The following is a 20,813-nucleotide window of genomic DNA, read 5'->3' on the forward strand; positions in this document are numbered from 1 at the left end:
TAAATCACTCTAACTCCTTGATTTTACTGTATATAAAAAAGCTTGATTATTTTAATCTCCTTATTCCACTAAAGCACTCGTTAGCTTAAAAAACTTTTTGATTTTAAATCTATAATATCTACTAACTCATCTATTGTTCCAAAGCACTTTTCGATTTTTGGTAAATGATAAAATGTACTGGTTGTTTCAATGTTATCTACTTCTTTGTTCGGTGAGTAAAGATAAATATTTTTGTCATTTCCCATAGCAATACCTAATTCAATATGGCTTCCTTTTCCTGCTGGTAATAAAACAACAACAAAATCCGATTCTATTACAGCATTTTTCTCCTTTTGACCTATTACCTTTAGTTCTTCCAATGTTGTTACGTTCTCATTTACAGTCCAGTCATATGTATGGATAAATCCTTTATTTTTTAACCTTTTACTAACATATCTAACCTGATCTATATTTTTTAAGCTTGATGCAATATAAAATTTCATAATTTCTCTCCTCTTTATTATCATATATGTTACTAACCCTTATTCAACTAAACTGCCCCGTTAGTTGAATAAAAAAAAAGCCGCATAAGCAGCTCAACGAACTTTCACTAAAGCACCCCGTTAGTTGAACACGTTTTTGTGGTTTCCGCCTAAAAATCCAATTATTTAGCGAAGTTCCTCTACCTTTACCTTTAGTTTTATATCCACAGGAAGCCCTTCTTCTTCTACTAGGTAAGATATGACATAAGCGCCTTCAGGGAATCCGTCAAATACCTTCTCATAACTTTCATTACTTTTTAAAACACCATTTGCTACAGTTGTTTCTTTATCTAGATTTTGAATTTTGTATAAAAAGCTTTCAGTACCAGTATTTAATAAGGTTATTTTAAATGGACTATCACCAGAATGAGTAAAATAAGATTTACTTTCACCTATAGGAGACGCTATCTCTTCATCAATCGCAAGAGGATAAAAACCTCTTATTGGTTCTTCTTTCTCCATATCCGTAACATCTAAAATAACAGGTTCCTTTTTTACAACTTTTGTTATTTCTTCTGACGCTACTTTTAAAGATGGTTCTTCTGTTTGAGAGGAAAATGCATTACACCCTGATAAAAGTATAATACAAGTACTTATACAAGCTATTTTATAATTTCTCATAACTTCTCCTATTCGAATGGTTAATTGTTATAATAATACCATAAATTACAGGTTGTTAAGTGTAAATTCGACATATCCCACTTAATTTGACTACGGATAATTATTGTTGTAAATTACATTTCCTTCTTCAACTATCCTGCTTCGTTAGTTGAAGAAGAAAAAAGAGCTTTCTGAACAGCTCATAGAGCTTCTACTAAAGCACCCGTTAGTACAATAAGAAATTTACTTTATTAGCCGTTTATTTGAATTCTTTATAATTATCTATATAGAACGCAACATAACCGCAATTCGGACAAACAGACGCTTTTGGTTTTTCAGACACTTTGTTGAACAGTCCTTTACCCTTTTTAAATATTTTTATTCCATACATAACACCTTCAACATTAACGCCACAATCTTTAACCATTTCACTTTGACATTGATTGCATTTCAACTTGAAAACCACCTTTAATTTTTTAAATGCTTATATATAGAGATATAGACAACATTATTAAACTCCCATAACATACTTGTTCAACTAACCTGCCCCGTTAGTTCAAGAAGAACTTTTGTTTCTAAATAAAGCGATATTTACGTGAAGATTGCGTGATAACCAAAAGAATCGTTAACCCAACAATGAGATACCAAATTATATTAGAAGGAAAAATGAACATTAATACACCAAATAAAATAGCTGTTAAAGAGCTAACTGTAATTGATTGTACACTCGTAATTTTATCTTGAATTAAATAATATAAAGTAAGTGGTAGTGCTAACGTAAATATAGGAATATAAATTGTTACTATAGATGTTTTAAATAAGCATATTGAAAGTACTGCTATTATAAAACCTATTGACGTAGAAAGTGTTCTTCCTACAAATGCTTTACCCGAAAAGTAGCCATATAGTAGTACAAACATAATTGATAAAATACCACAAATTCCCGTTATTGAAACAAATGAATATCCCATGATGAAAGCCGATATGGAAAGACAAACTAACGAAATACAAGGAAACAGCAATATTAAAGGATTTTGCTCTTTTCCCATATTCATTACATTTGTAAAACCTACAAGAAATAATAAGGAAAATGGGATAGTCAAATACCCTAATTCTATATAATTACCATAAATTAGATTAAAATAACTAATCTCAAGTTTACCGACTATTATTATTACAAGTGCCGCACCAATTTGACCAAGCAACATCCAAATGCTTGATAATTTTAATGCTTGAGTGAGCTTAGTTGTAATTACAATTAATACCAGACCCATAATTAAAGCTAAATATAACAAACTTTTCCCTCCTTAATATTTTTAAACTGCCCCAGAGTTGAAGATTCAGATAACGGCATTATCCAAATTGAATTATACAGTATATGGGAGAAGTAATGCAGATTCTATCGTTTTACTTGTTCAACTAACCTGCCCCTTTAGTTGAATAACTAAGTTTTATTTTACCATTATTATCCACCTAACAGTTTGGAAAATATGAATATTTTATCTGTGGTAAATGAAAATAACCCCGCTAAATGCGGAGCTATTTGAGTATTTGATTGCGTGATTCAAACGGAACAGCTTAACTGAAACGGTTTTTTCTTTTTGAAAATTTCACCTAAAGCTCCCTTTGCTTTAAGTGAACATACTAAAAACATTATAATTGTTTTTCAGCGCACTGTTTCAATGCCTTCATTTGTTTCTCTAAACCTTTTTTCATAAATACACGAAAAAGGATACTTAATATCTTTCCTGAAACAGTATTAGCTGTTAATTCTTCTGAAATATAAAGAATACTGGAATTAGGACTAATTTTTTGAAGGTTATATGAAACATTGATTAAGAAAGTAGGATGATTCATTTGAATACTTATTCTATTATTTTTATTGTATTCAGTAACTTGTCCTTCATACTCTTGAATACGGTTTCCTTCTCTTAACTTTTGTTTAAACTTCACACCAACCGGATTACTAATATCAAACTTCGTTAAATACTCAGTTCCTTCTAATCCTGTCATCCATTCTTTTTGTTTATCATTATCTTCTAAGTAAGAGAATACTACCTCAATAGGGGCTTGAATCTCCGTTTGACTTTTTATTAACAATGTTTTGTACCTCCAATTATCAGCAGTGGTCATTATCGAATGCTACCATCTTCATGATTTGTAATAGTCCCTTCGACATCGAAAAAAACAATTTTACAACTTTTATAACCCCTAAAAATCTCCCTATAAAGTTCTATAATAGTAGTTGCTTATCTAATATTCGCTCTCCCTACAAAGAATCCTTCTTCAGCTAACCTGCCCCGTTAGTTGAATAAAAAAAGAGCTGTCTAAACAACTCAAAGATCTTCTACTAAAGTACCGTTTAGTACAATAAGAATAAATGGAACTATTTTATTAATTCTTCTCCTATCAAAATTCGAAATAGGTTAATCGAATCTATCTTTGTTAATTTCACAAATCTTGTTTCACTCAAAAGAAAACCCTCCCATACAATTGTTTACAGCAGAATAGCCTAATTCAGGGAGGGAAATCTATTCAATTTATTATTTTTGCACTTCTGGCTTTGGATAATCGAAGCCTTTCGTATCCACTTCAACCTTTTTCATTTTTTGTTCTTTCAATGGTTTATCGGATTCATTGCGCTCCGCATTAACGATTTCATCAACAACGTCCATACCTTCTGTTACCTTACCAAATGCCGCATACTCGCCATCCAATTGTTCAGAAGTATCTACCATGATGAAGAATTGTGAGCCTGCAGAGTTTGGATCCTGTGAACGTGCTATTGATACGACACCACGATCGTGCTTTAAATTATTTTCAAAGCCATTTGATAAGAATTCGCCTTTAATCGCATAATCAGGCCCTCCCGTACCATTTCCAGTTGGGTCGCCACCTTGCACCATAAATCCAGGGATAACTCGATGGAAAATCAAGCCATCATAGAAACCTTCTTTTACTAATGATACAAAATTCGCAACCGTATTTGGTGCTACTTCTGGATATAATTCCATGACGATTTTTTTATCATTTTCCATCGTAATTGTCACAATAGGTTTTTCCTTTACCTCAGAAGCATAGTTCGGTGTATCCTTCTTCTTTTCAACATCTTTTGATGCACCACAGCCTGTTAAAGCAACTACAGCTAATACGCTAAGCACTATATACGCTAATTTCGACTTTGCAACCATCTCTCTATATCCCCCAGTCACATGATTCTTTTCTTAAAAACTATATCATAGAAGACTAGAAAAAGAATACATGAACTAGAATTCATAAAGAACTGGGGTAAACGTAGCACATGAGAATTTATCGCATATCAATAAGCATCCGAAGTAAAAAAACCACACGTACTTATGATACAGTTCACCTAAACTAATATTAAACTGTAGTACTGCTTTTTCCTTGACCATCTATCTCTATTGTTAAATGATAGAACATACACTTTCTTCATATATCATGCCCCTTTAGTTGAAGAAGAAAAAGAGTTGCCTAAGCAACTCCTTTAGCTTTAACGTATATTCACTTAAATACTGGGCGCATAAAACTTCTCTCATAACTTAAAATACATTTAGTATCTTCTGCAAATTTAAATGCTACTTGACATTCTTCATCCAATGCCATTTTCACCCGGTACTCTTCGTATGCTGTTAAACTTGGGAAAGTGAAGAAGGCATAAGCAATATTATTAGCACCCTCATGCGGAAGAAAATAGCCATGATGTGTACCACCTAATTTATTTACAAGTGGAATCCACATCTTACCGTATTCTTCAAATTCATTTACTTTATAAGGGTCAATAACATACTTCAAATAACATGTAACCATTTTTTCCCTCCTTAAATCTTTTTTTCATCATAACATATACTTCAACTAAACTGCCCCGTTAGTTCAATAAGAAAAAAGCTTCACTCCTTCTTGAAGTAAAGCCCCGTTAGTTGAATAATCACCTTTTCTTTTATTGCAAATTTGGGTCGTAATATTCACCACTTATAAAAATTTCATCTTTACCACTAAAAGTCTACTTGCCGTTTTCATATGTTATCTATCCAATTTGTTACGCAAAATGTCCGAATTGACTATCAATTCCTATCCTCAATCGACTAGATATAGATTGCTTTTAATTTATCCTTACTAACCGTATAATTAAGAAACTATTTGAAAAGGAGGTTAAAAAAATGAAACATAATCCTTTGCATCAATGGCAAAAAGACCATAATAAACGGGTAATAGATTTCCATAAAAATCACGCGTTAGAATTAGAACATAGTGAAAATGGGAACGGGTTGTTAGCTAAATGGGAAAGATTTGTCTACAACAAAGGAAAAGCTCTTTTTAAAGCTGTCAAATAAACTTTTATAAATTAACTGTTCCTTTTTAGGACAGTTCTTTTTTGATTTTTGACGTATGAATTGATATGTGATTTGTTTCAATGCGCCATAAAAAGAATGGAGTTCTCATATCTTTTGTTCAACTAACCTACCCCGTTAGTTCAATAAAAAATCACTCAAAAAGGAAATAATACCCTATATAATTAAATACATTTCTGAATCCTATATTTTCTGCAACTGCAATAGACGGCTTATTCACTTCCATACAATCCCAATACGGAACCAGATTACTCTCCAAGCAATCTTTTACAACACTATGGGCTAATTTTTGAGCTAATTTTTTTCCTTGATGCTCCTCTAAGGTTTCAATACCTATACAGTGTACATTTCCAACAACAAAACCTGAAAAACAAACACTTACAATTTCATTTTTGTAAACAATACAATAACCAATACCATCACCAAAGAAACTCTCAGGTGAAGCCCAAAACTCTAAAATTTTGGAGTGTAAAAATTCAATGTTTATTATTGGACCATCATTATTATCAAAGAAAGTATCGGAGATTTTTACAACTTCATATCCTTGTTCAATAGCAGGTTCATTGCTAGCTTTATAATCAACTTTATGTACCTCATAAACCCTCTGATTCCAGCTTCCTAACTTACGATGTTCAAACACTTTTTCGATAGTCTTATTCCATTTTATGTGGTTACCAATTCCTTCAAAGCAATTTAATCGGACTTTCTTTGCTTCTGGTATGATTACTCTATCAATAAAATTGTTTAATTCATTATTAAACGCTTCATTTTCTGCATTTCCAATAAAGAGAAATCCATCATTATTCCCTAACCAAACGAATCCAGAGGTAGGGGAAACGCTATCATCTACAAATACACGACCAGGATTAACTCCTTCGATTACCGCTATTATTTCCAATTGCCCCTTCTCATTAACTATACCTCTACACTTATAAAAATCACTTTTATTTAATTCAGAAATCATACGATATTTCTCCTCCCTATACATTTCTAATCTAACTCTACCATAATTAACAATATATCCCTTGTTAAACTAAACTGCCCCGTTAGTTGTATAAAAAAAGAGCTGTCTGAACAGCTCAACTATATTGTACTAAAGCACTCGTTAGTTGATGTTAGGAAACGAATAGTACATTGCACAACTTCACTATAAGATATTACTCAACTAATTCAACAGTAAGAGTAGAAATACCAATTGGTGCTGTTTCTCGTATAGTACCATCGTAACCGACTTTCACCTTATCACCAACCTGAAATGTTTCATCAGGATTCTTTGCAAGATTTACAGCAATTATTCCATAAACTGCATACTCTTCATCTTCAGATACATAAACTACGGCACTCTGTCCATTAATCTCTTCAATCACTCCTGTAAAAGTTGCTTTTATTTCACTCTCCGACCATACAAATAATAAACTGCCGCATAGTAGAAATGTAAAAATCAAAAGAAATTTAATTTTCAAAATACAGTCATCCTTCAAAACAATATTTTTTTCATTCTTCACTGATTAATTCTACAAATAGAATAAAAAATCTTTCGTACATTGATATATATTCATTTTTATCTGTTTCATCACAATCTCCATAGTGATATTATCATAAATTCCCAACAAAAAACCCACCTCTAAAAATCTATAGAGGTGAGATGTTTATAATCAAACTTTATTACAAATTATCAAACTTTTTTACAAAGATACAGCTACCTCTCATTTTTTGTGGGAAATGAATATATCTACTTACAATAAACCCGCTTTTTTTAAAAATTCATGTGCTACTTCTGATGCCTTTCTACCTTCTACATTTACTTGATAATTCATTTGACGCATTTCATCCTCAGTTATTTGATCGGCCAGTTTATTTAATGCTCTTTCAATTTCAGGATGTTTTTTTATTGTTTCTTGTTTTAATAATGGTGCACCTTGATAAGGAGGAAACAAATGCTTGTCGTCTTCTAAAACAATTAAATTGTATTGTCTAATATCACTATCGGTTGAATAGGCATCTAGTAAATCTATATCTCCAGATTTTACAGCCTGATATCTCAGCTTAGGTTCCATTGTAGTAATATTGGAAAGAGAGAGATTATATAGCTTTTGAATACCTCGATAACCATCTTCCCGATCATTAAACTCCATTGTAAACCCTGCTTTTATATTTTCTTCAGCTGCCTTTACATCTGAAATGTTCTTCAAATCGTATGTTTTTGCTGCCTCTTCCGAAACAGCCAATGCATAAGTATTGTTGTACTTCATAGGACTAAGCATTACCATGTCAAATTTTTTCAGCATACCTTCTTGTGCTTGCCTATAAACATCATCTTGGTTGTTATTTATCGCTTTCTCTTTCAAAAATTCTGAAATGGCTGTACCAGTAAATTCGGGATAAATGTCGACACTTCCCGATTTCAATGCATTAAACACAAATGAAGTCTTACCTAAACCAGGCTTTAATTGAACATTCAAATCGGTCTCGTCTTCAATAAGTAATTTATACATATTGATAAGAATTTCAGGCTCTGATCCAAGTTTACCCGCAATGACTATCTCTTCTTTTTCATTGATATTCATTAGAGGAAGGAAAATCATTAATAATGCCGTAATACTAATAGCGCTCAATGCTATTACTGTTTTTTTAAATGAAAGTGATTCAAGTTTTTTTAGTAAAAAGTCAAATGCTAACGCTAATAGTGCAGCTGGTGCAGCTCCTAAGACGATTAATGCTGTATTATTTCGGTCAATACCTAGTAAAATAATATCTCCTAGACCCCCTGCACCAATTAATGCCGCCAATGTAGCTGTCCCTACTATTAAGACCATGGCGGTCCTGATCCCTGCCATCATAACAGGCATGGCGAGAGGAAGTTCTACTTTCATTAACCTCTTTCGAGTGTTCATACCCATTGCCATTGCTGCTTCTTTTAGTGACGCATCTACCTCATTTATCCCTGTGTATGTATTACGTAGGATTGGTAAAAGTGCATAAACAACTAATGCTATTATTGCTGGTATCTTACCTATACCAAACAGCGGAATTAACAAGCCTAGCAATGCTAAGGAAGGGATTGTTTGCAGAACCGCACTTATGCCAATTATACTTTCTGCTATTTTTTTCTTATTTGTTAAGTAAATGCCTAAAGGTATCGCAATAACAACCGCAAAAAAGAGAGCAATAAAAGATATTTGAATATGTTCAAGTAATGAGGCAAAGAGCTGTCCTTTACGTTCATTAAAAACATCTACTAAATTCGTCATATGCTTAACCTCTTCCTGAAGAATCTATAGCTAAATACCTTATAATCGATTCTCTCGTTATAATACCTATAATTTCACCGTTCTGATTTACCGATATGGCTTCATGATCTACCAAATTATTAAGTATTTCTTGTAGTGAATCATTTACGGAAACTTTGTGTAATACTTGCAAATAGACATTTTCTTTTGATATGGGTTGGATAATACTTTCTATATTGAATGTATCTTTAAAATCTTGATTAAGGCCAATAAATTCTCTAACAAAATCATTGGCCGGACTTTGCATAATTTCTTGGGGTGTACCGAGCTGTACAATTTCTCCATCCTTCATCACACATATTCTATCTCCTAGTTTTAGTGCTTCTTGCATATCGTGTGATACAAAGACAATTGTTTTTTTAATTGTTTGTTGTAGATCGAGCAAGTCATCTTGTAACTTAGTACGACTAATCGGATCCAATGCACTAAATGGTTCATCCATAAGAATGATTTCAGGATCTGCTGCTAATGCACGAACAACTCCCACTCTTTGTTGTTCTCCTCCTGAAAGCTCTGCAGGTTTTCGCTGACTATATTTATCTGCTTCAAGACCGACCATATTTAATAACTCATGAACTCGCTGCTGAATTTGTTCTCTACGCCATTTCTTCAGTTCTGGAACAATGGCAATATTCTCTTCTATCGTCATATGTGGAAAAAGTGCAATTTGTTGGAGAACATATCCGATATTCCAACGTAACTCATTTATGTTATAATCACTTATTCTTTTTCCTTCAATTTTAATAGTTCCTTCTGTCAAACGAATTAATCGATTGATCATTTTTAGTAATGTCGTTTTCCCACAGCCACTTGGACCTATAATGACAAAGAATTCACCTTTCTTTATTTCCAAATTGAGATAGTTAACTGCTGGTTGATTGTCATCATACCTTTTAGATACATTCTCAAATACAATCATTTCATTACCTCCTTCTAGTACCGTAGTGGTTTCTAACTCGGTCTCATCGATTCAAGTTGTTTTGCACATTCCTACCGACAATCCATATTATTCAGATTACTTGTATTTCACATTTTATATACTCGTATTGAATAAATAAAATACAAAAGGTGAATACGGAGTTATATGCATATATGAATACCTCGTTTATATCTTCTTTAAACCTATATTAAAACTTCTAAATAACCATTTCTATATCAAATATTGATAAGCTCTTATTTTATTTGATATTTTCCTTGCATTTCTGATTTAATAGCGTATAATATATATTTAGGTGCCAAACCTACGTAATGATTGTTTTCGAACTTTCGTTACAAACTAAGATTCCATAACGACTCGGATTGTCGGGAATCTTTTTCTTTTTTCTAGCAGGCAGATGAGCGCCTGCTTTTTTTATGCCGTTTTTCAAATGAATATCCACTTCTTATTCATATTACTAAGTAATGTACAGTAATAAAAACCCTTTAAAATACTAAAGTCCATACTACTTAATCGTAGTGTGGACTTTTTAAGTTCTTTATATCCTCCTTAACCTCTCTACTCATCTACTCAATACTAGAATGTCTATTAAATAATTTATACTGTTCACAAGCAATCTGTATGAAATCTTCTAAATAAGAGAAGATATATTTATCCTTATGCCACGCAAGCTCAGTAAATACGGATTCCATTGTAATAGTTGTCTCTAGATTTTTTAGTACTCCATTTTCTAACTCTTTTTCAACTGTCATTTTCGGTAACAATGTCATTCCTAATCCAGCAATCACACACTTCTTGATTGCTTCAATACTAGAAAACTCTATTATTTGATCCGGATAAATACCTTTTAAATGACATTGATATTCGAATTGATTTCGATATGAGCAGCCTTCCTCCGTTAATAATATCGTTTCTTGGGCTACGTTCTGTATGGCTAAAATATTATTTTGAGTTATATGATGTGTTGGTGCTACTACAAATACCAAATCTTCCTCGATTAATTCCTTTTTACAAAGCATTGGTGTGTCTTTACGTGTATCCGTAATAAAAGCCAAATCGAGATTACCTGATTGCAATAAATCCTTGGCAACATCAATTGTATGGACTGGCTTAAAAACTATTTTCACTTTCGGATGTCGGCTTCTGAACAATTGCAAAATTTTAGGTAATCGATAAGTGCATTGACTTTCCTGTGCCCCAATTGTTAAAGTCACATTCGTTTCATCTTGATTAGTTATTGCTTCTCTCATGTTTTCATCTAGATCTACCATCTTTTGTGCATATTGTTTTAATTGGATACCAGCATCTGTTAAATAAATTCGTTTTCCTAGACGCTCAAATAAAGGAACCCCTAATTCACCTTCTAAAGACTTGATTTGAGCGGTAATACTAGATTGTGCATAATCCAATATTTCCGCTGTTTGTGTAAAATTCAATGTTTTAGCAGCAGTTAAAAATGTATGTAAGTGCTTAATATCCATATCTCACACTCCTAAATCGGTTTTACCGATTAATTTAATCGAATTATTCATCTTTATTAATAATGAATTTAAGTTTAAGCTTTTTATAGAAGAAAGTATAGAGAGGATTGACATATATGAAGATTACAACATTTATTGGTAGTTCTAGAGAAGAAAGTAACAGCGAGATACTGGCAGATTTGGTGACGAAGGATATAAATCATACTAAAATTGATTTGAAAAACTTATCTATACAACCTATTCATGATTTACGTCATGCGGATGGCGGTTTTCAATTAGTAGACGATGATTATGACACAATCATAAATGCTTTCTTAGAAAGTGATCTGATTATCTTTTCTACTCCAATTTATTGGTATACGATGTCGGGTATTATGAAAAACATGATTGACCGATTAAGCCACGCTATACGAGATGAACGATTCCCACAATTTAAAGAAAAAATAAAATCCGTAGATGCCATTGTAGTAGCTGTCGGTGGTGATGACCCGAAAATAAAAGGGCTGCCTCTTATTCAGCAATTTAAATACACTTTTGATTTCTTAAATATGCGGTTCTCATCTTATATTATAGGTGAAGGAAATAAACCAGGTGACATTTTACAAGATCAACAAGCTGTAGAGCAAGCTAACCTATTAAACAAACAGTTAAAAAAATTATAAAAACCATCAAGAAGATCGTTCATTTTTGAGCGGTCTTTTTTTATCTAATGACTCATTGTATGTGCTATTGTTATCCCTTCTTTCCTTTAAAAGACGTATTTAATGATTTAGTTATTCTTCTTCAAGTAATTCAATAAAGCATTCAAAATCACATATTTAACTAATAAATTATTTCCTGGAAAATAAAAACGTTTATTAGGATATCCTAATAAACGTTTTATCATTACATTTTATTTAGAGAATACTTCTTCAATTTGATCTAGCATTAAGTTAGCTGCTAATACGCCACCTGCAGTATTCCAAATGACATCATCTACTTTATGAACATTTCCTGCTTTAACTGCAGATAGTTTTTGCCATAGTGGATCTTCTGTCCACTCTTTTTCAGTTGCTAATGCAGAATCATCACCTGTTGGCATATATGTGAAGTAGAATAAAACGTCTCCGTCCATTTCAGGAATGGCTTCTTTACCTACTTCAATTGCTAAGTTACCTAGTTTATTATCAGCTGTAAATAGTTTTTCTTGGGCTGATACACGTTTAAAACCTAATTCGTTAAAAATGACACCAGAAAATGAATCTGTATAGTAAATACGTGTTATACCAGTCATAAAGCGTACGAATGATACTTGTTGATCTGTTTTATCACCTAATGTTGTTTTTAATGCTGCTACTTTTTCGTCATATTGTTTTAAAATGTCTTTACCTTCAGCATCTTTATTCACTGCTTTTGCGTATAAAGCAAAGTTTTCTTTCCAATCCCCACGTAATGTTTCAGAGAAAACAGTTGGGGCAATTTTAGTTAACTTGTCATAGACTTTTTCTTGTCTTATCTTACTACCAATGATTAAATCTGGTTTAAGTGCAGCGATTTTCTCGATATTCACTTCATGTTCAACACCGACAACTTCTGCATCTCCCATATCGTCTTTAATATGATCATACCAAGGATTTCCTACCCATGATTGTACTGCGCCAACTGGTTGAATACCTAAAGCAAGTAATGCTTCTGTTCCTTCATTCGTTAATACAACAATACGTTTTGGTGTGCCTTTAATTTCAGTAGTACCCATTGCATGCTCAACAGAATATGTTGTTTCCTTTTCTTTTGATGCATCTTTTTGTTTATCATCTTCTTTTGTATTACCGCAAGCTGCTAATGCAAATACAGCGATAACTGCAAATAATGCGACGATTTTACGTAAAGTATTTTTCATCTCTTTAAATCCTCCTATGTATATGATAAAATATGAAAGCAATAATGATAATCATTTTCATTTAATGCAAGATTAATATTATTCCACGGTAAAAGAGAAGTCAATATATTTTTTAATTTACATTAAAAACGTAATTTTATTCTATTTTAGAAAAGAGTTTTGAATACCACATGTTATTTAATAATAATCTTACAAAAATTCTTGCACTAATAAGCAGTATCATTCTATTACTCGTATGTATGGTCATCAGTATCGTTTACGGTTATGCAGATACATCCTTTCAGACGGCTTATCAAGCATTTACACAGTTTAATGACTCGAATGAACATTTAATCATTCAAAACGTACGACTTCCTCGTGCATTAATCGCAGCAAGCGTCGGAGCTTCATTAGCAATTGCTGGCGTTTTAATGCAAACGTTAACAAAAAACCCATTAGCTTCACCAGGTATTTTAGGGATTAATGCTGGCGCTGGATTTGCGGTTGTGTTTGCCATGGTTTTCTTCCAATCTGCTAGCTTGCAATCATTCGCATGGATTGCATTTTTAGGTGCAACAGTTGCAACCGCGGCAGTTTATGGGATTAGTTCTACAGGTCGAGATGCTATGTCTCCTATTAAAATTACATTAGCTGGAGCAGCCATGAGCGCCCTCTTCTCTTCTTTTACTCAAGGATTATTGGCCACTAATGAGGCTGAATTAGATCAAGTGCTATTTTGGTTAGCAGGTTCTGTAGAAGGTCGTAAATTGGAATTATTAATTGATGTTCTTCCTTATCTTATTATAGGTTGGATTGGCGCATTGCTAATTGCACCGAAGATGAATGTTCTAGCACTAGGTGATGATGTCGCAAAAGGGTTAGGTTTACCTGTCGGCTTGATTCAATTAGCTGTTGGATTTATCGTTATTATGTTAGCAGGTGGATCTGTAGCTGTGGCTGGTCCAATCGGTTTTATCGGTATAGTCATTCCCCATCTAGCTCGCAAATGTGTTGGGAATGACCATAGGTGGTTAATTCCTATGTCAGCATTACTAGGTGGTATTCTACTACTATTAGCAGACGTGAGTGCTCGTTATATTATCATGCCTCAGGAAGTTCCTGTTGGTGTCATGACAGCGTTTATCGGAACACCATTCTTTGTTTATATTGCTAGAAAGGGGTTCAGAAAAGCGTGAAGCAGTACAGAACTATTAGACTATTACAACAAAAAATTTCGTTTTTACTTGATATAAAAGCAACTAGGAAAATCTCATTCTTATTCTGCTTAGTAATGGCAACATTTATACTAAGTGCATCTGTAGGCGATTCTTTTATCAATCCGTTAAACGTTTTCCAAATTCTATTTGGTGGTGGTAATGATTTTGATCGCCTTGTAGTAGTTGATTTTAGATTACCTCGTATTCTAATCGCAGCATTTGCTGGTATGGCATTAGCGGTTGCTGGTGCTATTTTACAAGGGATGATTAAAAACCCCCTTGCTTCCCCTGATATTATAGGGATTTCGGCTGGTGGCGGTGCCGCAGTTGTAGCTTTCTTAGCCATCTTTAGTGATCAAAACCACTCCTTAACAGTTAGTATTCAGTGGCTTCCTATTGCTGGTTTTATTGGAGCTACGGTTATTGGATTTGTCGTATACTTTTTAGCTTGGAAAGATGGTATTACACCGATTCGCCTTGTCCTCATTGGGATTGGAGTTTCAGCATTTATGCAGGCAATGACAACGATGCTCATGTTACTAGGTCCGATATATAGAGCAAGTGAAGCGAATATTTGGATTACAGGTAGCGTTAGCGGTGCAAGTTGGGAACAAGTGAAAATGGTCGTACCTTGGACTATTCTTTTGCTTGTGATTTCCTTCTTCATCACACGACATTTAAATGTACAAGAATTAGGTGATGATACGGCTTCAAATTTAGGACAACCTGTTCAAAAGATGCGTTTTCTTTTATTATTGCTTAGTACGTGCCTAGTTGCTGGCGCTATTGCTTTTGCTGGTGCTATTGGTTTTGTCGGTTTAATGGCACCACATATCGCACGTCGCTTAGTTGGTTCGTCTTTTGGCGTGTTAATCCCAACTGCTGCAAGTATAGGCGCATTACTAGTTATGGCTGCTGACGTCATAGGTAGAACGGCATTTAGTCCACTAGAAGTACCTGCTGGTGTTTTTACAGCAGCAATTGGTGCCCCTTATTTTATTTATTTACTATTTAGAAATCCGAGGAACTAAAGGAGTCGAAACCTTTGACAGAAACGATTGAAACGAAATCACTTACTTTAGGTTATGGAGATTCCGTTATTATAAAAGATTTAAATATTACAATTCCAAAGGGTGAAATCACCGTGTTAATCGGTGGAAATGGTTGTGGTAAATCTACTCTTTTGCGCTCTATTGCAAGATTATTAAAACCAACGAATGGCACTGTATTATTAGAAGCAGAAGATGTCTTTAAACTATCAACTAAGCAAGTGGCTAAAAAGCTCTCTATTTTACCACAATCCCCTACCGCACCAGAGGGGTTAACTGTACTGCAACTTGTGAAGCAAGGACGTTATCCTTACCAAAGTTGGCGTAAGCAATGGACTAAAGAAGATGAAGAAATCGTCATGAATGCACTTAATGCTACAGGTGTTGCAGAATTGAAAGACAAACCTGTTGACGAACTATCAGGTGGGCAACGACAACGCGCCTGGATTGCTATGACATTGGCGCAAGATACAGATATAATTTTATTAGATGAACCGACTACTTATTTAGATTTAACGCATCAAATCGAAATTCTCGATTTACTATATGAGTTGAATATTCAAGAAAACCGGACAATCATCATGGTCTTACATGACATTAATTTAGCTTGCCGTTATGCTCATCATATTATTACAGTAGCTAACCAAACTGTTTATAAAAAAGGCAAGCCTGAGGACATCATAAACGAAACCCTTATTAAAGATGTCTTTGATCTCGATTGTGAAATTACAGCTGACCCTATTTTCGGTACACCAATGTGTATTCCTTTTGGGAAAGGGCGAAAAGTAAGTCAATTTTAAAATATAAAAAGGACGACAGCATACTTTCTGCTCCCGTCCTTTTTATTTGTTTTATCTCTAACGTGCTCTAAACTCCACTAACCAGCAATCTCTTAATTCACCTTCATGCATCTCTTGCTTTGGTAAATATCGTACTTTCTTAAAACCACATTTTTCATAGCAATGAATGGCTCTTTCATTCCAAGCTTGCGGATCCATAACAAGGATATCAGCCTTTTTCTCGTTGACTAAGTATTCCTTCATCGCTAAAATAAGCTTGGTGCCAATACCTTTATCCCAATAACTCGATTCACCGATAAATTGATCTAACCCATAAATAACTTCAGCGTCGTTATTGTATTCATAAGCGACCCTACTCTCATGCTCTATAGGATAAAACTGAATATAACCAATACTCGCGCCATCGTATTCAATAATACATCTAGTTTCTTCTTCGTTAACATCGTAAAATTTTTCATGTACTTTTTCAATGTCAAATGGATTATCTTTTCCTTCGTAATATGTTAAAATATTTGCGTCTGAAAGCCATTTCGCAAGATAAATATCATCTTTTCTTTCTAACTTCCGAACTACTAATTGTTCATTTTGTAATATCATATACATTCTCCATTCTTTGTTAAGGTAATTTGCACACGATTTTTAAAGAAAATAATAGAATAGGTTCACCCTCAACCCATATTCTTCATATGTATTTGTTATATTAGTATGAATTTGGTCAATATAGGCATAAAAATACCATTTCCACAACCAATTAAGTATCATTTAGGTTACAATTATATATAAGTTTCGTAACACTTGTAACAGTTTTATAACAAATTCATTGATTTGTCCCATTACCAATGATTTTCATGATTTAATTGATAGAGTTAATGTAATTTGACACGGGAAATGAGCACTAGTTTCCTATTCCTTACTCAGAATTGATTTAAAAAAGCTTAAACTGTACTAGCTTTGAAACTTAAAAAGGAGATTATCATGTTTATATCTACTCAAAATGAAAATAAGGATGCTATCACTCAAATTGCCGAAAACATTTTAGCGCAAAATGAAGCTGTCCCAAGCAAATCTATCTATATTGATTTTGCCAAACAACTGAAACGTGATAATAAGGTTGCCCAAGCGAAAAAGTTGTTAGAAGAAGGTTCAAAAATATATCCACTGAATCTATCTGTTCATACTGAATTGATGAAAATTTATGCTCGCCAAAAAAATTGGAGCGATGTGGCGAAGCATTTACCAAGAATTTTAGTTAATATTTCACGAAAAACAGACTCGACCCTAACTTATAAACTATATAAATATTTGATTAATAACAGACACTATTCAGAAGCAGGTGAAATACTTGAACTGCTTGTGAAAGAGAACCCTGCGGATGAAACACTTCATTATAAATACGTCGAATTGGCATTTGCCTCAAAAAACTGGCCAATAGCAATTCAAAGAGTTGAAGAACTCGTGCAATTTTTAGGTGAAAAGGTACCAGCTTCGGTGCTCGTTGACTTAAGTATTGCCTATCAAATTGTAGGCGAGCATGAAAAAGCTAGATCATTATTCGCTGAATGTTTGACAAAGTATGTTGATGAGTTGCCTGAAATTTTTGTAGATGGGTATCGAAAAGTCACGTTATTTGATAATGGCGAGAGTAGAATTGAATTCTATAAATTCATAGAACCGACGAATACTGTATTTGCAACCTTTGATTCCATTGATAAAACATGGGAAAGAACACCATTTGCCTTCAACTTATTGAAGAAAAAAAGAGTCGATCTTATCTCTTTAAGACGAAGAACAACTAAAAACTATCATCAAGACATCTCAAGAGAAGAATATTACGAGACCGTTGCAAAATTAGCAGCTGGTTATGATAAAAAATTCGCTTATGGTACTAGCCTAGGTGGCTATAGTGCATTGTACTTTGGTTCAACAATTGATTGTAATATTCTAGCACTCAGTCCAAGAAACTCTGCGCATCCTAACCATGGTACTAAAATGAGAGTTGAAACGGTTTTCCAACACGAACTACAGCATCCTTATAATCCTAGGATTACTCCGACGATTATTTACGACCCTAAGGATGCTATTGATAGTAAATACATGAAAAAGGTAATTAAGAAAGCTTATCCAAATGCTAAGTACATTTACTACCCATATGCTGGACACCGTATTTCAATTTATTTATCTCAAATAGGTGTATTAAAGGATATTGTAAAAAGATTCATGGCAGAGCAGCCTATCCCTAATTATGAACGAACACTACGTTCAAAATCAACTGAGTATCATCGTATTTTAGCAATACATTGCTCTAAGACAAACAAAAAGAATTGGGCACTTCAGTTAGCAGAAGAATCCATCAGATTATCACCAACTTATGACAGACCACGCTTATTGAAGGGTGAACTTTTACGTGATTTAGGCCGAATGGACGAAGCTTTCGAAGCTGCATATGAGGGACTTGAACTGTTCCCTAAATACACAAGATTACATTTACTGTTAATCAGTCTATTCGAACAACAAAATCAGTGGAAAGAAGCACTTGAAGCAGTCAATAAAGCACTCGAAGTAAGCAAATCTCCAAAGCTGAAAGAAAAAAGAGAAGAATTGTTAGCAAAAGTTGAAATGCTTGCTACTGAATAAACCTATAAACAAAAAAACATCGTAGTGCATTTGACTACGATGTTTTTTTGTTTTTTGATAAGTCAAATATCGATAAATAAATTACATATGAGTTGTTAATATCAAACACTATCCAACACTAACAGTCTGTACTATACTGATAGAATATGTTAGGAGAGTGTAAGAATGAAGTATGGATTTATCGGCCTTGGTAGTATGGCTTCTGCCATTATTAAAGGCATGCACAATAGTAAACAATTTTCAGCCATAGACATTTATGGTTATAACCGAACAGTTGCTAAAACAAATCATCTTGTGGGCAACTATGGGCTAATTGCAAGTGACTCTATTAAAGATATTATGATAAATGCTGATGTCATTGTATTAGCAGTACAACCCCAAGTATTACCTGAAATATTATCAGAGGTGCAAAAATATATCCAAGAAAATCATCTTATTATTTCAGTCGCAGCAGGAAAATCAATTGAATATTTACAACAAAATATACAAACAGACACACCCATAGTCCGCGTTATGCCCAATATAAATGCCATCGTTGGTGCTTCCACAACATGCTACTCCATTTCTTCAACTGTTAATGAACAGCACAAAGAAGTCGTAGAATCTCTATTTGGAACTATTGGCTCTATTATAGAATTACCAGAAAATCTATTTACAATTTTCTCGGCTATTGGTGGTGCATCCCCTGCCTTTACTTATTTATATATTGACTCATTAGCTAGAGCTGCTGTGCGTGAGGGTATGGATAAGAAAATGGCATTAGAAATTGCCGCCAGCTCCGTACTAGGCAGTGCTAAAATGATATTAGAGTCTGACGAACACCCATGGGAACTTGTCGATCAAGTTTGTTCACCTGGGGGTACTACCATCCAAGGTGTCACCTCCTTGCAAAATGACCATTTCGCTAGTACCATTTACGATGCCGTAACGGCTGTTATCAAAAAAGATGAAACTTTATCATAAAATCTTCTCGGACAGAACTTTTCGCTACATAGCGTTAAATTCTGTCTTTTTTTATTAGCTAAAAACAAATACCTACCTTTCTTATAGGAATAGTGTATAATCAAATTAATCTAACTTTGAACTTGAAAGGATGATTTGATGAATAATTTAATGTTTAACCTAACAAATACATCTAAACAATATATCGCAGACGCTAATAAATCACCCAAATACTATACTCATCAACCAGCGGATGTTCGAGCAGCAAGAGCTCAATGTCCAAAACCATTGATAGATTTACCTTTACTAAAACAAATAATAAATCGTAAAATACCTGTTCGAGATGGTAGTGAAATTAATGTTCGTATATACACGCCAAACGGTAAAGGTCCTTTCCCTATCATTGTTTATTATCATGGAGGAGGATGGGTTTTCGGTAATTTAGAAACGGCGGATGCAGGTTGTCACTTATTAGCAGCTGAAGTAAATGCCATAGTTGTTTCTGTCGACTACCGCCTTGCACCAGAATTTAAATTCCCAATTCCTTTAAATGACGCCTTCGATGCACTTTTATGGGTCTATGAGTTTGCTGCTGATTTAAATGGAGATTCTACGAATATTATCGTTGCAGGAGATAGTGCCGGTGGCAACCTAGCAACAGTTGTTACACATATGGCAAAAGAGCAAAATGGTCCACTCATCACTGCACAAGCACTAATCTATCCAGTGACGAATATGGATATGACCACTACTTCTTATGAAAACTATGCTAATGATCTAGGATTAGATCGTGACGGTATGAAATGGTTTGGAGAGCATTATGTTTATAATGAAGAAGATTATCGAAACAGTGCCGTTTCTCCTCTCCTACAAGATGATTTAAGCTATTTACCAAGGGCTATTGTTATTGCAGCTGAATATGATGTTCTTTTTGACGAAGGCGTTTCCTATGCAAACCGTTTAAACGAAGCAGGTGTTCCAACACACCATGTGGTTATGCCTGGATTAATTCATAGCTACTTTAGTAAGATGGAATTTTTTGAAGATGAGACTAGACAGACCGTTCAGCTAATTGCTGATTTTATAAAAAAATAAAAAAAACGCTTGGATCATT

Annotated in this window: 22 protein-coding genes; 8 read left to right on the forward strand and 14 right to left on the reverse strand. The window is 33.8% G+C overall.

Annotated features, from left to right (window positions below; all coding sequences use genetic code 11):
* Nucleotides 1–80: 80 nt before the first annotated feature.
* From BK137_RS17755 to BK137_RS17785, 7 genes are all read right to left on the reverse strand, one after another.
* Entirely contained in the window at nucleotides 81–482 is a 402-nt protein-coding gene (locus tag BK137_RS17755; RefSeq protein WP_038184543.1) for a group-specific protein, read from the reverse strand.
* Between the two features lie 165 nt (nucleotides 483–647).
* The gene (locus BK137_RS17760) at nucleotides 648–1,142 is read right to left on the reverse strand and encodes a hypothetical protein (protein ID WP_038184546.1); all 495 of its coding nucleotides are present in this window, start codon (nucleotides 1,140–1,142) and stop codon (nucleotides 648–650) included.
* Nucleotides 1,143–1,380: 238 nt separating this feature from the next.
* Nucleotides 1,381–1,575, reverse strand: a complete 195-nt coding sequence (locus tag BK137_RS17765) for a hypothetical protein (RefSeq protein WP_038184549.1) — start codon at nucleotides 1,573–1,575, stop codon at nucleotides 1,381–1,383.
* A 121-nt stretch (nucleotides 1,576–1,696) separates the two neighbouring features.
* Complete coding sequence (locus BK137_RS17770; RefSeq protein WP_038184552.1) at nucleotides 1,697–2,416, reverse strand: MraY family glycosyltransferase; 720 nt, start codon at nucleotides 2,414–2,416, stop codon at nucleotides 1,697–1,699.
* A 358-nt stretch (nucleotides 2,417–2,774) separates the two neighbouring features.
* A complete protein-coding gene (locus BK137_RS17775) occupies nucleotides 2,775–3,221 on the reverse strand; it encodes an SRPBCC family protein (protein ID WP_038184555.1) in 447 nt (148 codons plus the stop codon).
* Between the two features lie 443 nt (nucleotides 3,222–3,664).
* Nucleotides 3,665–4,312 (reverse strand): peptidylprolyl isomerase, encoded by a 648-nt coding sequence (locus BK137_RS17780; protein WP_038184568.1) that lies wholly within the window; start codon nucleotides 4,310–4,312, stop codon nucleotides 3,665–3,667.
* A gap of 331 nt (nucleotides 4,313–4,643) precedes the next feature.
* The gene (locus tag BK137_RS17785; RefSeq protein ID WP_038184571.1) at nucleotides 4,644–4,949 is read right to left on the reverse strand and encodes an NIPSNAP family protein; all 306 of its coding nucleotides are present in this window, start codon (nucleotides 4,947–4,949) and stop codon (nucleotides 4,644–4,646) included.
* A 350-nt stretch (nucleotides 4,950–5,299) separates the two neighbouring features.
* Between BK137_RS17785 and BK137_RS22415 the strand changes: the two genes are divergently transcribed.
* Entirely contained in the window at nucleotides 5,300–5,473 is a 174-nt protein-coding gene (locus BK137_RS22415) for a hypothetical protein (RefSeq protein WP_164491925.1), read from the forward strand.
* Nucleotides 5,474–5,624: 151 nt separating this feature from the next.
* Here BK137_RS22415 and BK137_RS17790 read toward each other — a convergent pair whose 3' ends face one another.
* The 5 genes from BK137_RS17790 to BK137_RS17810 form a co-directional block, all read right to left on the reverse strand.
* Nucleotides 5,625–6,455: a GNAT family N-acetyltransferase gene (locus tag BK137_RS17790; RefSeq protein ID WP_038184574.1), complete on the reverse strand. Its 831-nt coding sequence runs from the start codon at nucleotides 6,453–6,455 to the stop codon at nucleotides 5,625–5,627.
* 193 nt (nucleotides 6,456–6,648) lie between these two features.
* Complete coding sequence (locus BK137_RS17795) at nucleotides 6,649–6,996, reverse strand: hypothetical protein (RefSeq protein WP_143691519.1); 348 nt, start codon at nucleotides 6,994–6,996, stop codon at nucleotides 6,649–6,651.
* Nucleotides 6,997–7,227: 231 nt separating this feature from the next.
* Complete coding sequence (gene opuFB, locus BK137_RS17800) at nucleotides 7,228–8,742, reverse strand: osmoprotectant update ABC transporter permease/substrate-binding subunit OpuFB (protein ID WP_038184581.1); 1,515 nt, start codon at nucleotides 8,740–8,742, stop codon at nucleotides 7,228–7,230.
* Nucleotides 8,743–8,746: 4 nt separating this feature from the next.
* Nucleotides 8,747–9,700, reverse strand: coding sequence for an ABC transporter ATP-binding protein (locus BK137_RS17805; RefSeq protein ID WP_038184584.1), 954 nt, complete (start codon nucleotides 9,698–9,700; stop codon nucleotides 8,747–8,749).
* A gap of 584 nt (nucleotides 9,701–10,284) precedes the next feature.
* On the reverse strand, nucleotides 10,285–11,199 hold the full coding sequence (locus BK137_RS17810; protein WP_038184597.1) for a LysR family transcriptional regulator: 915 nt from the start codon (nucleotides 11,197–11,199) through the stop codon (nucleotides 10,285–10,287).
* A 116-nt stretch (nucleotides 11,200–11,315) separates the two neighbouring features.
* On the opposite strand from BK137_RS17810, the gene BK137_RS17815 reads away from it, so the two are divergent.
* The gene (locus BK137_RS17815; RefSeq protein WP_038184600.1) at nucleotides 11,316–11,861 is read left to right on the forward strand and encodes a flavodoxin family protein; all 546 of its coding nucleotides are present in this window, start codon (nucleotides 11,316–11,318) and stop codon (nucleotides 11,859–11,861) included.
* A gap of 230 nt (nucleotides 11,862–12,091) precedes the next feature.
* On the opposite strand, the gene BK137_RS17820 is transcribed toward BK137_RS17815, so the two are convergent.
* Entirely contained in the window at nucleotides 12,092–13,078 is a 987-nt protein-coding gene (locus tag BK137_RS17820) for an ABC transporter substrate-binding protein (protein ID WP_038184602.1), read from the reverse strand.
* 170 nt (nucleotides 13,079–13,248) lie between these two features.
* On the opposite strand from BK137_RS17820, the gene BK137_RS17825 reads away from it, so the two are divergent.
* From BK137_RS17825 to BK137_RS17835, 3 genes are read left to right on the forward strand one after another with little or no spacing between them, the layout of a single operon-like run.
* On the forward strand, nucleotides 13,249–14,253 hold the full coding sequence (locus BK137_RS17825; protein WP_038184604.1) for a FecCD family ABC transporter permease: 1,005 nt from the start codon (nucleotides 13,249–13,251) through the stop codon (nucleotides 14,251–14,253).
* Entirely contained in the window at nucleotides 14,250–15,305 is a 1,056-nt protein-coding gene (locus BK137_RS17830) for a FecCD family ABC transporter permease (RefSeq protein ID WP_038184607.1), read from the forward strand. Before BK137_RS17825 ends, BK137_RS17830 begins: the two co-directional genes overlap by 4 nt.
* Before the next feature lie 14 nt (nucleotides 15,306–15,319).
* Nucleotides 15,320–16,123, forward strand: a complete 804-nt coding sequence (locus tag BK137_RS17835; RefSeq protein WP_038184610.1) for an ABC transporter ATP-binding protein — start codon at nucleotides 15,320–15,322, stop codon at nucleotides 16,121–16,123.
* A 57-nt stretch (nucleotides 16,124–16,180) separates the two neighbouring features.
* On the opposite strand, the gene BK137_RS17840 is transcribed toward BK137_RS17835, so the two are convergent.
* Nucleotides 16,181–16,720, reverse strand: coding sequence for a GNAT family N-acetyltransferase (locus BK137_RS17840; RefSeq protein WP_038184613.1), 540 nt, complete (start codon nucleotides 16,718–16,720; stop codon nucleotides 16,181–16,183).
* A gap of 378 nt (nucleotides 16,721–17,098) precedes the next feature.
* On the opposite strand from BK137_RS17840, the gene BK137_RS17845 reads away from it, so the two are divergent.
* From BK137_RS17845 to BK137_RS17855, 3 genes are all read left to right on the forward strand, one after another.
* Nucleotides 17,099–18,757 carry a tetratricopeptide repeat protein gene (locus tag BK137_RS17845; RefSeq protein ID WP_038184617.1) on the forward strand — a complete coding sequence of 553 codons (1,659 nt, stop codon included), beginning with the start codon at nucleotides 17,099–17,101 and terminating at the stop codon, nucleotides 18,755–18,757.
* 165 nt (nucleotides 18,758–18,922) lie between these two features.
* Nucleotides 18,923–19,720, forward strand: coding sequence for a pyrroline-5-carboxylate reductase (proC, locus tag BK137_RS17850; RefSeq protein WP_038184619.1), 798 nt, complete (start codon nucleotides 18,923–18,925; stop codon nucleotides 19,718–19,720).
* A gap of 138 nt (nucleotides 19,721–19,858) precedes the next feature.
* Entirely contained in the window at nucleotides 19,859–20,794 is a 936-nt protein-coding gene (locus BK137_RS17855; protein ID WP_235175726.1) for an alpha/beta hydrolase, read from the forward strand.
* Nucleotides 20,795–20,813: the final 19 nt, after the last annotated feature.

The organism is Viridibacillus arenosi, assembly GCF_001955655.1.
In the GTDB taxonomy this organism is placed as follows: Bacteria; Bacillota; Bacilli; order Bacillales_A; family Planococcaceae; genus Viridibacillus; species Viridibacillus arenosi.

Bases quoted from the DNA above. Each gene is read 5' to 3' on its own strand.
- BK137_RS17755 (WP_038184543.1), bottom strand. From the start codon at position 482: ATGAAATTTTATATTGCATCAAGCTTAAAAAATATAGATCAGGTTAGA.
- BK137_RS17760 (WP_038184546.1), bottom strand. From the start codon at position 1,142: ATGAGAAATTATAAAATAGCTTGTATAAGTACTTGTATTATACTTTTA.
- BK137_RS17780 (WP_038184568.1), bottom strand. From the start codon at position 4,312: ATGGTTGCAAAGTCGAAATTAGCGTATATAGTGCTTAGCGTATTAGCT.
- BK137_RS17785 (WP_038184571.1), bottom strand. From the start codon at position 4,949: ATGGTTACATGTTATTTGAAGTATGTTATTGACCCTTATAAAGTAAAT.
- BK137_RS22415 (WP_164491925.1), top strand. From the start codon at position 5,300: ATGAAACATAATCCTTTGCATCAATGGCAAAAAGACCATAATAAACGG.
- BK137_RS17790 (WP_038184574.1), bottom strand. From the start codon at position 6,455: ATGATTTCTGAATTAAATAAAAGTGATTTTTATAAGTGTAGAGGTATA.
- opuFB (WP_038184581.1), bottom strand. From the start codon at position 8,742: ATGACGAATTTAGTAGATGTTTTTAATGAACGTAAAGGACAGCTCTTT.
- BK137_RS17805 (WP_038184584.1), bottom strand. From the start codon at position 9,700: ATGATTGTATTTGAGAATGTATCTAAAAGGTATGATGACAATCAACCA.
- BK137_RS17810 (WP_038184597.1), bottom strand. From the start codon at position 11,199: ATGGATATTAAGCACTTACATACATTTTTAACTGCTGCTAAAACATTG.
- BK137_RS17815 (WP_038184600.1), top strand. From the start codon at position 11,316: ATGAAGATTACAACATTTATTGGTAGTTCTAGAGAAGAAAGTAACAGC.
- BK137_RS17820 (WP_038184602.1), bottom strand. From the start codon at position 13,078: ATGAAAAATACTTTACGTAAAATCGTCGCATTATTTGCAGTTATCGCT.
- BK137_RS17825 (WP_038184604.1), top strand. From the start codon at position 13,249: ATGTTATTTAATAATAATCTTACAAAAATTCTTGCACTAATAAGCAGT.
- BK137_RS17840 (WP_038184613.1), bottom strand. From the start codon at position 16,720: ATGATATTACAAAATGAACAATTAGTAGTTCGGAAGTTAGAAAGAAAA.
- BK137_RS17845 (WP_038184617.1), top strand. From the start codon at position 17,099: ATGTTTATATCTACTCAAAATGAAAATAAGGATGCTATCACTCAAATT.
- proC (WP_038184619.1), top strand. From the start codon at position 18,923: ATGAAGTATGGATTTATCGGCCTTGGTAGTATGGCTTCTGCCATTATT.
- BK137_RS17855 (WP_235175726.1), top strand. From the start codon at position 19,859: ATGAATAATTTAATGTTTAACCTAACAAATACATCTAAACAATATATC.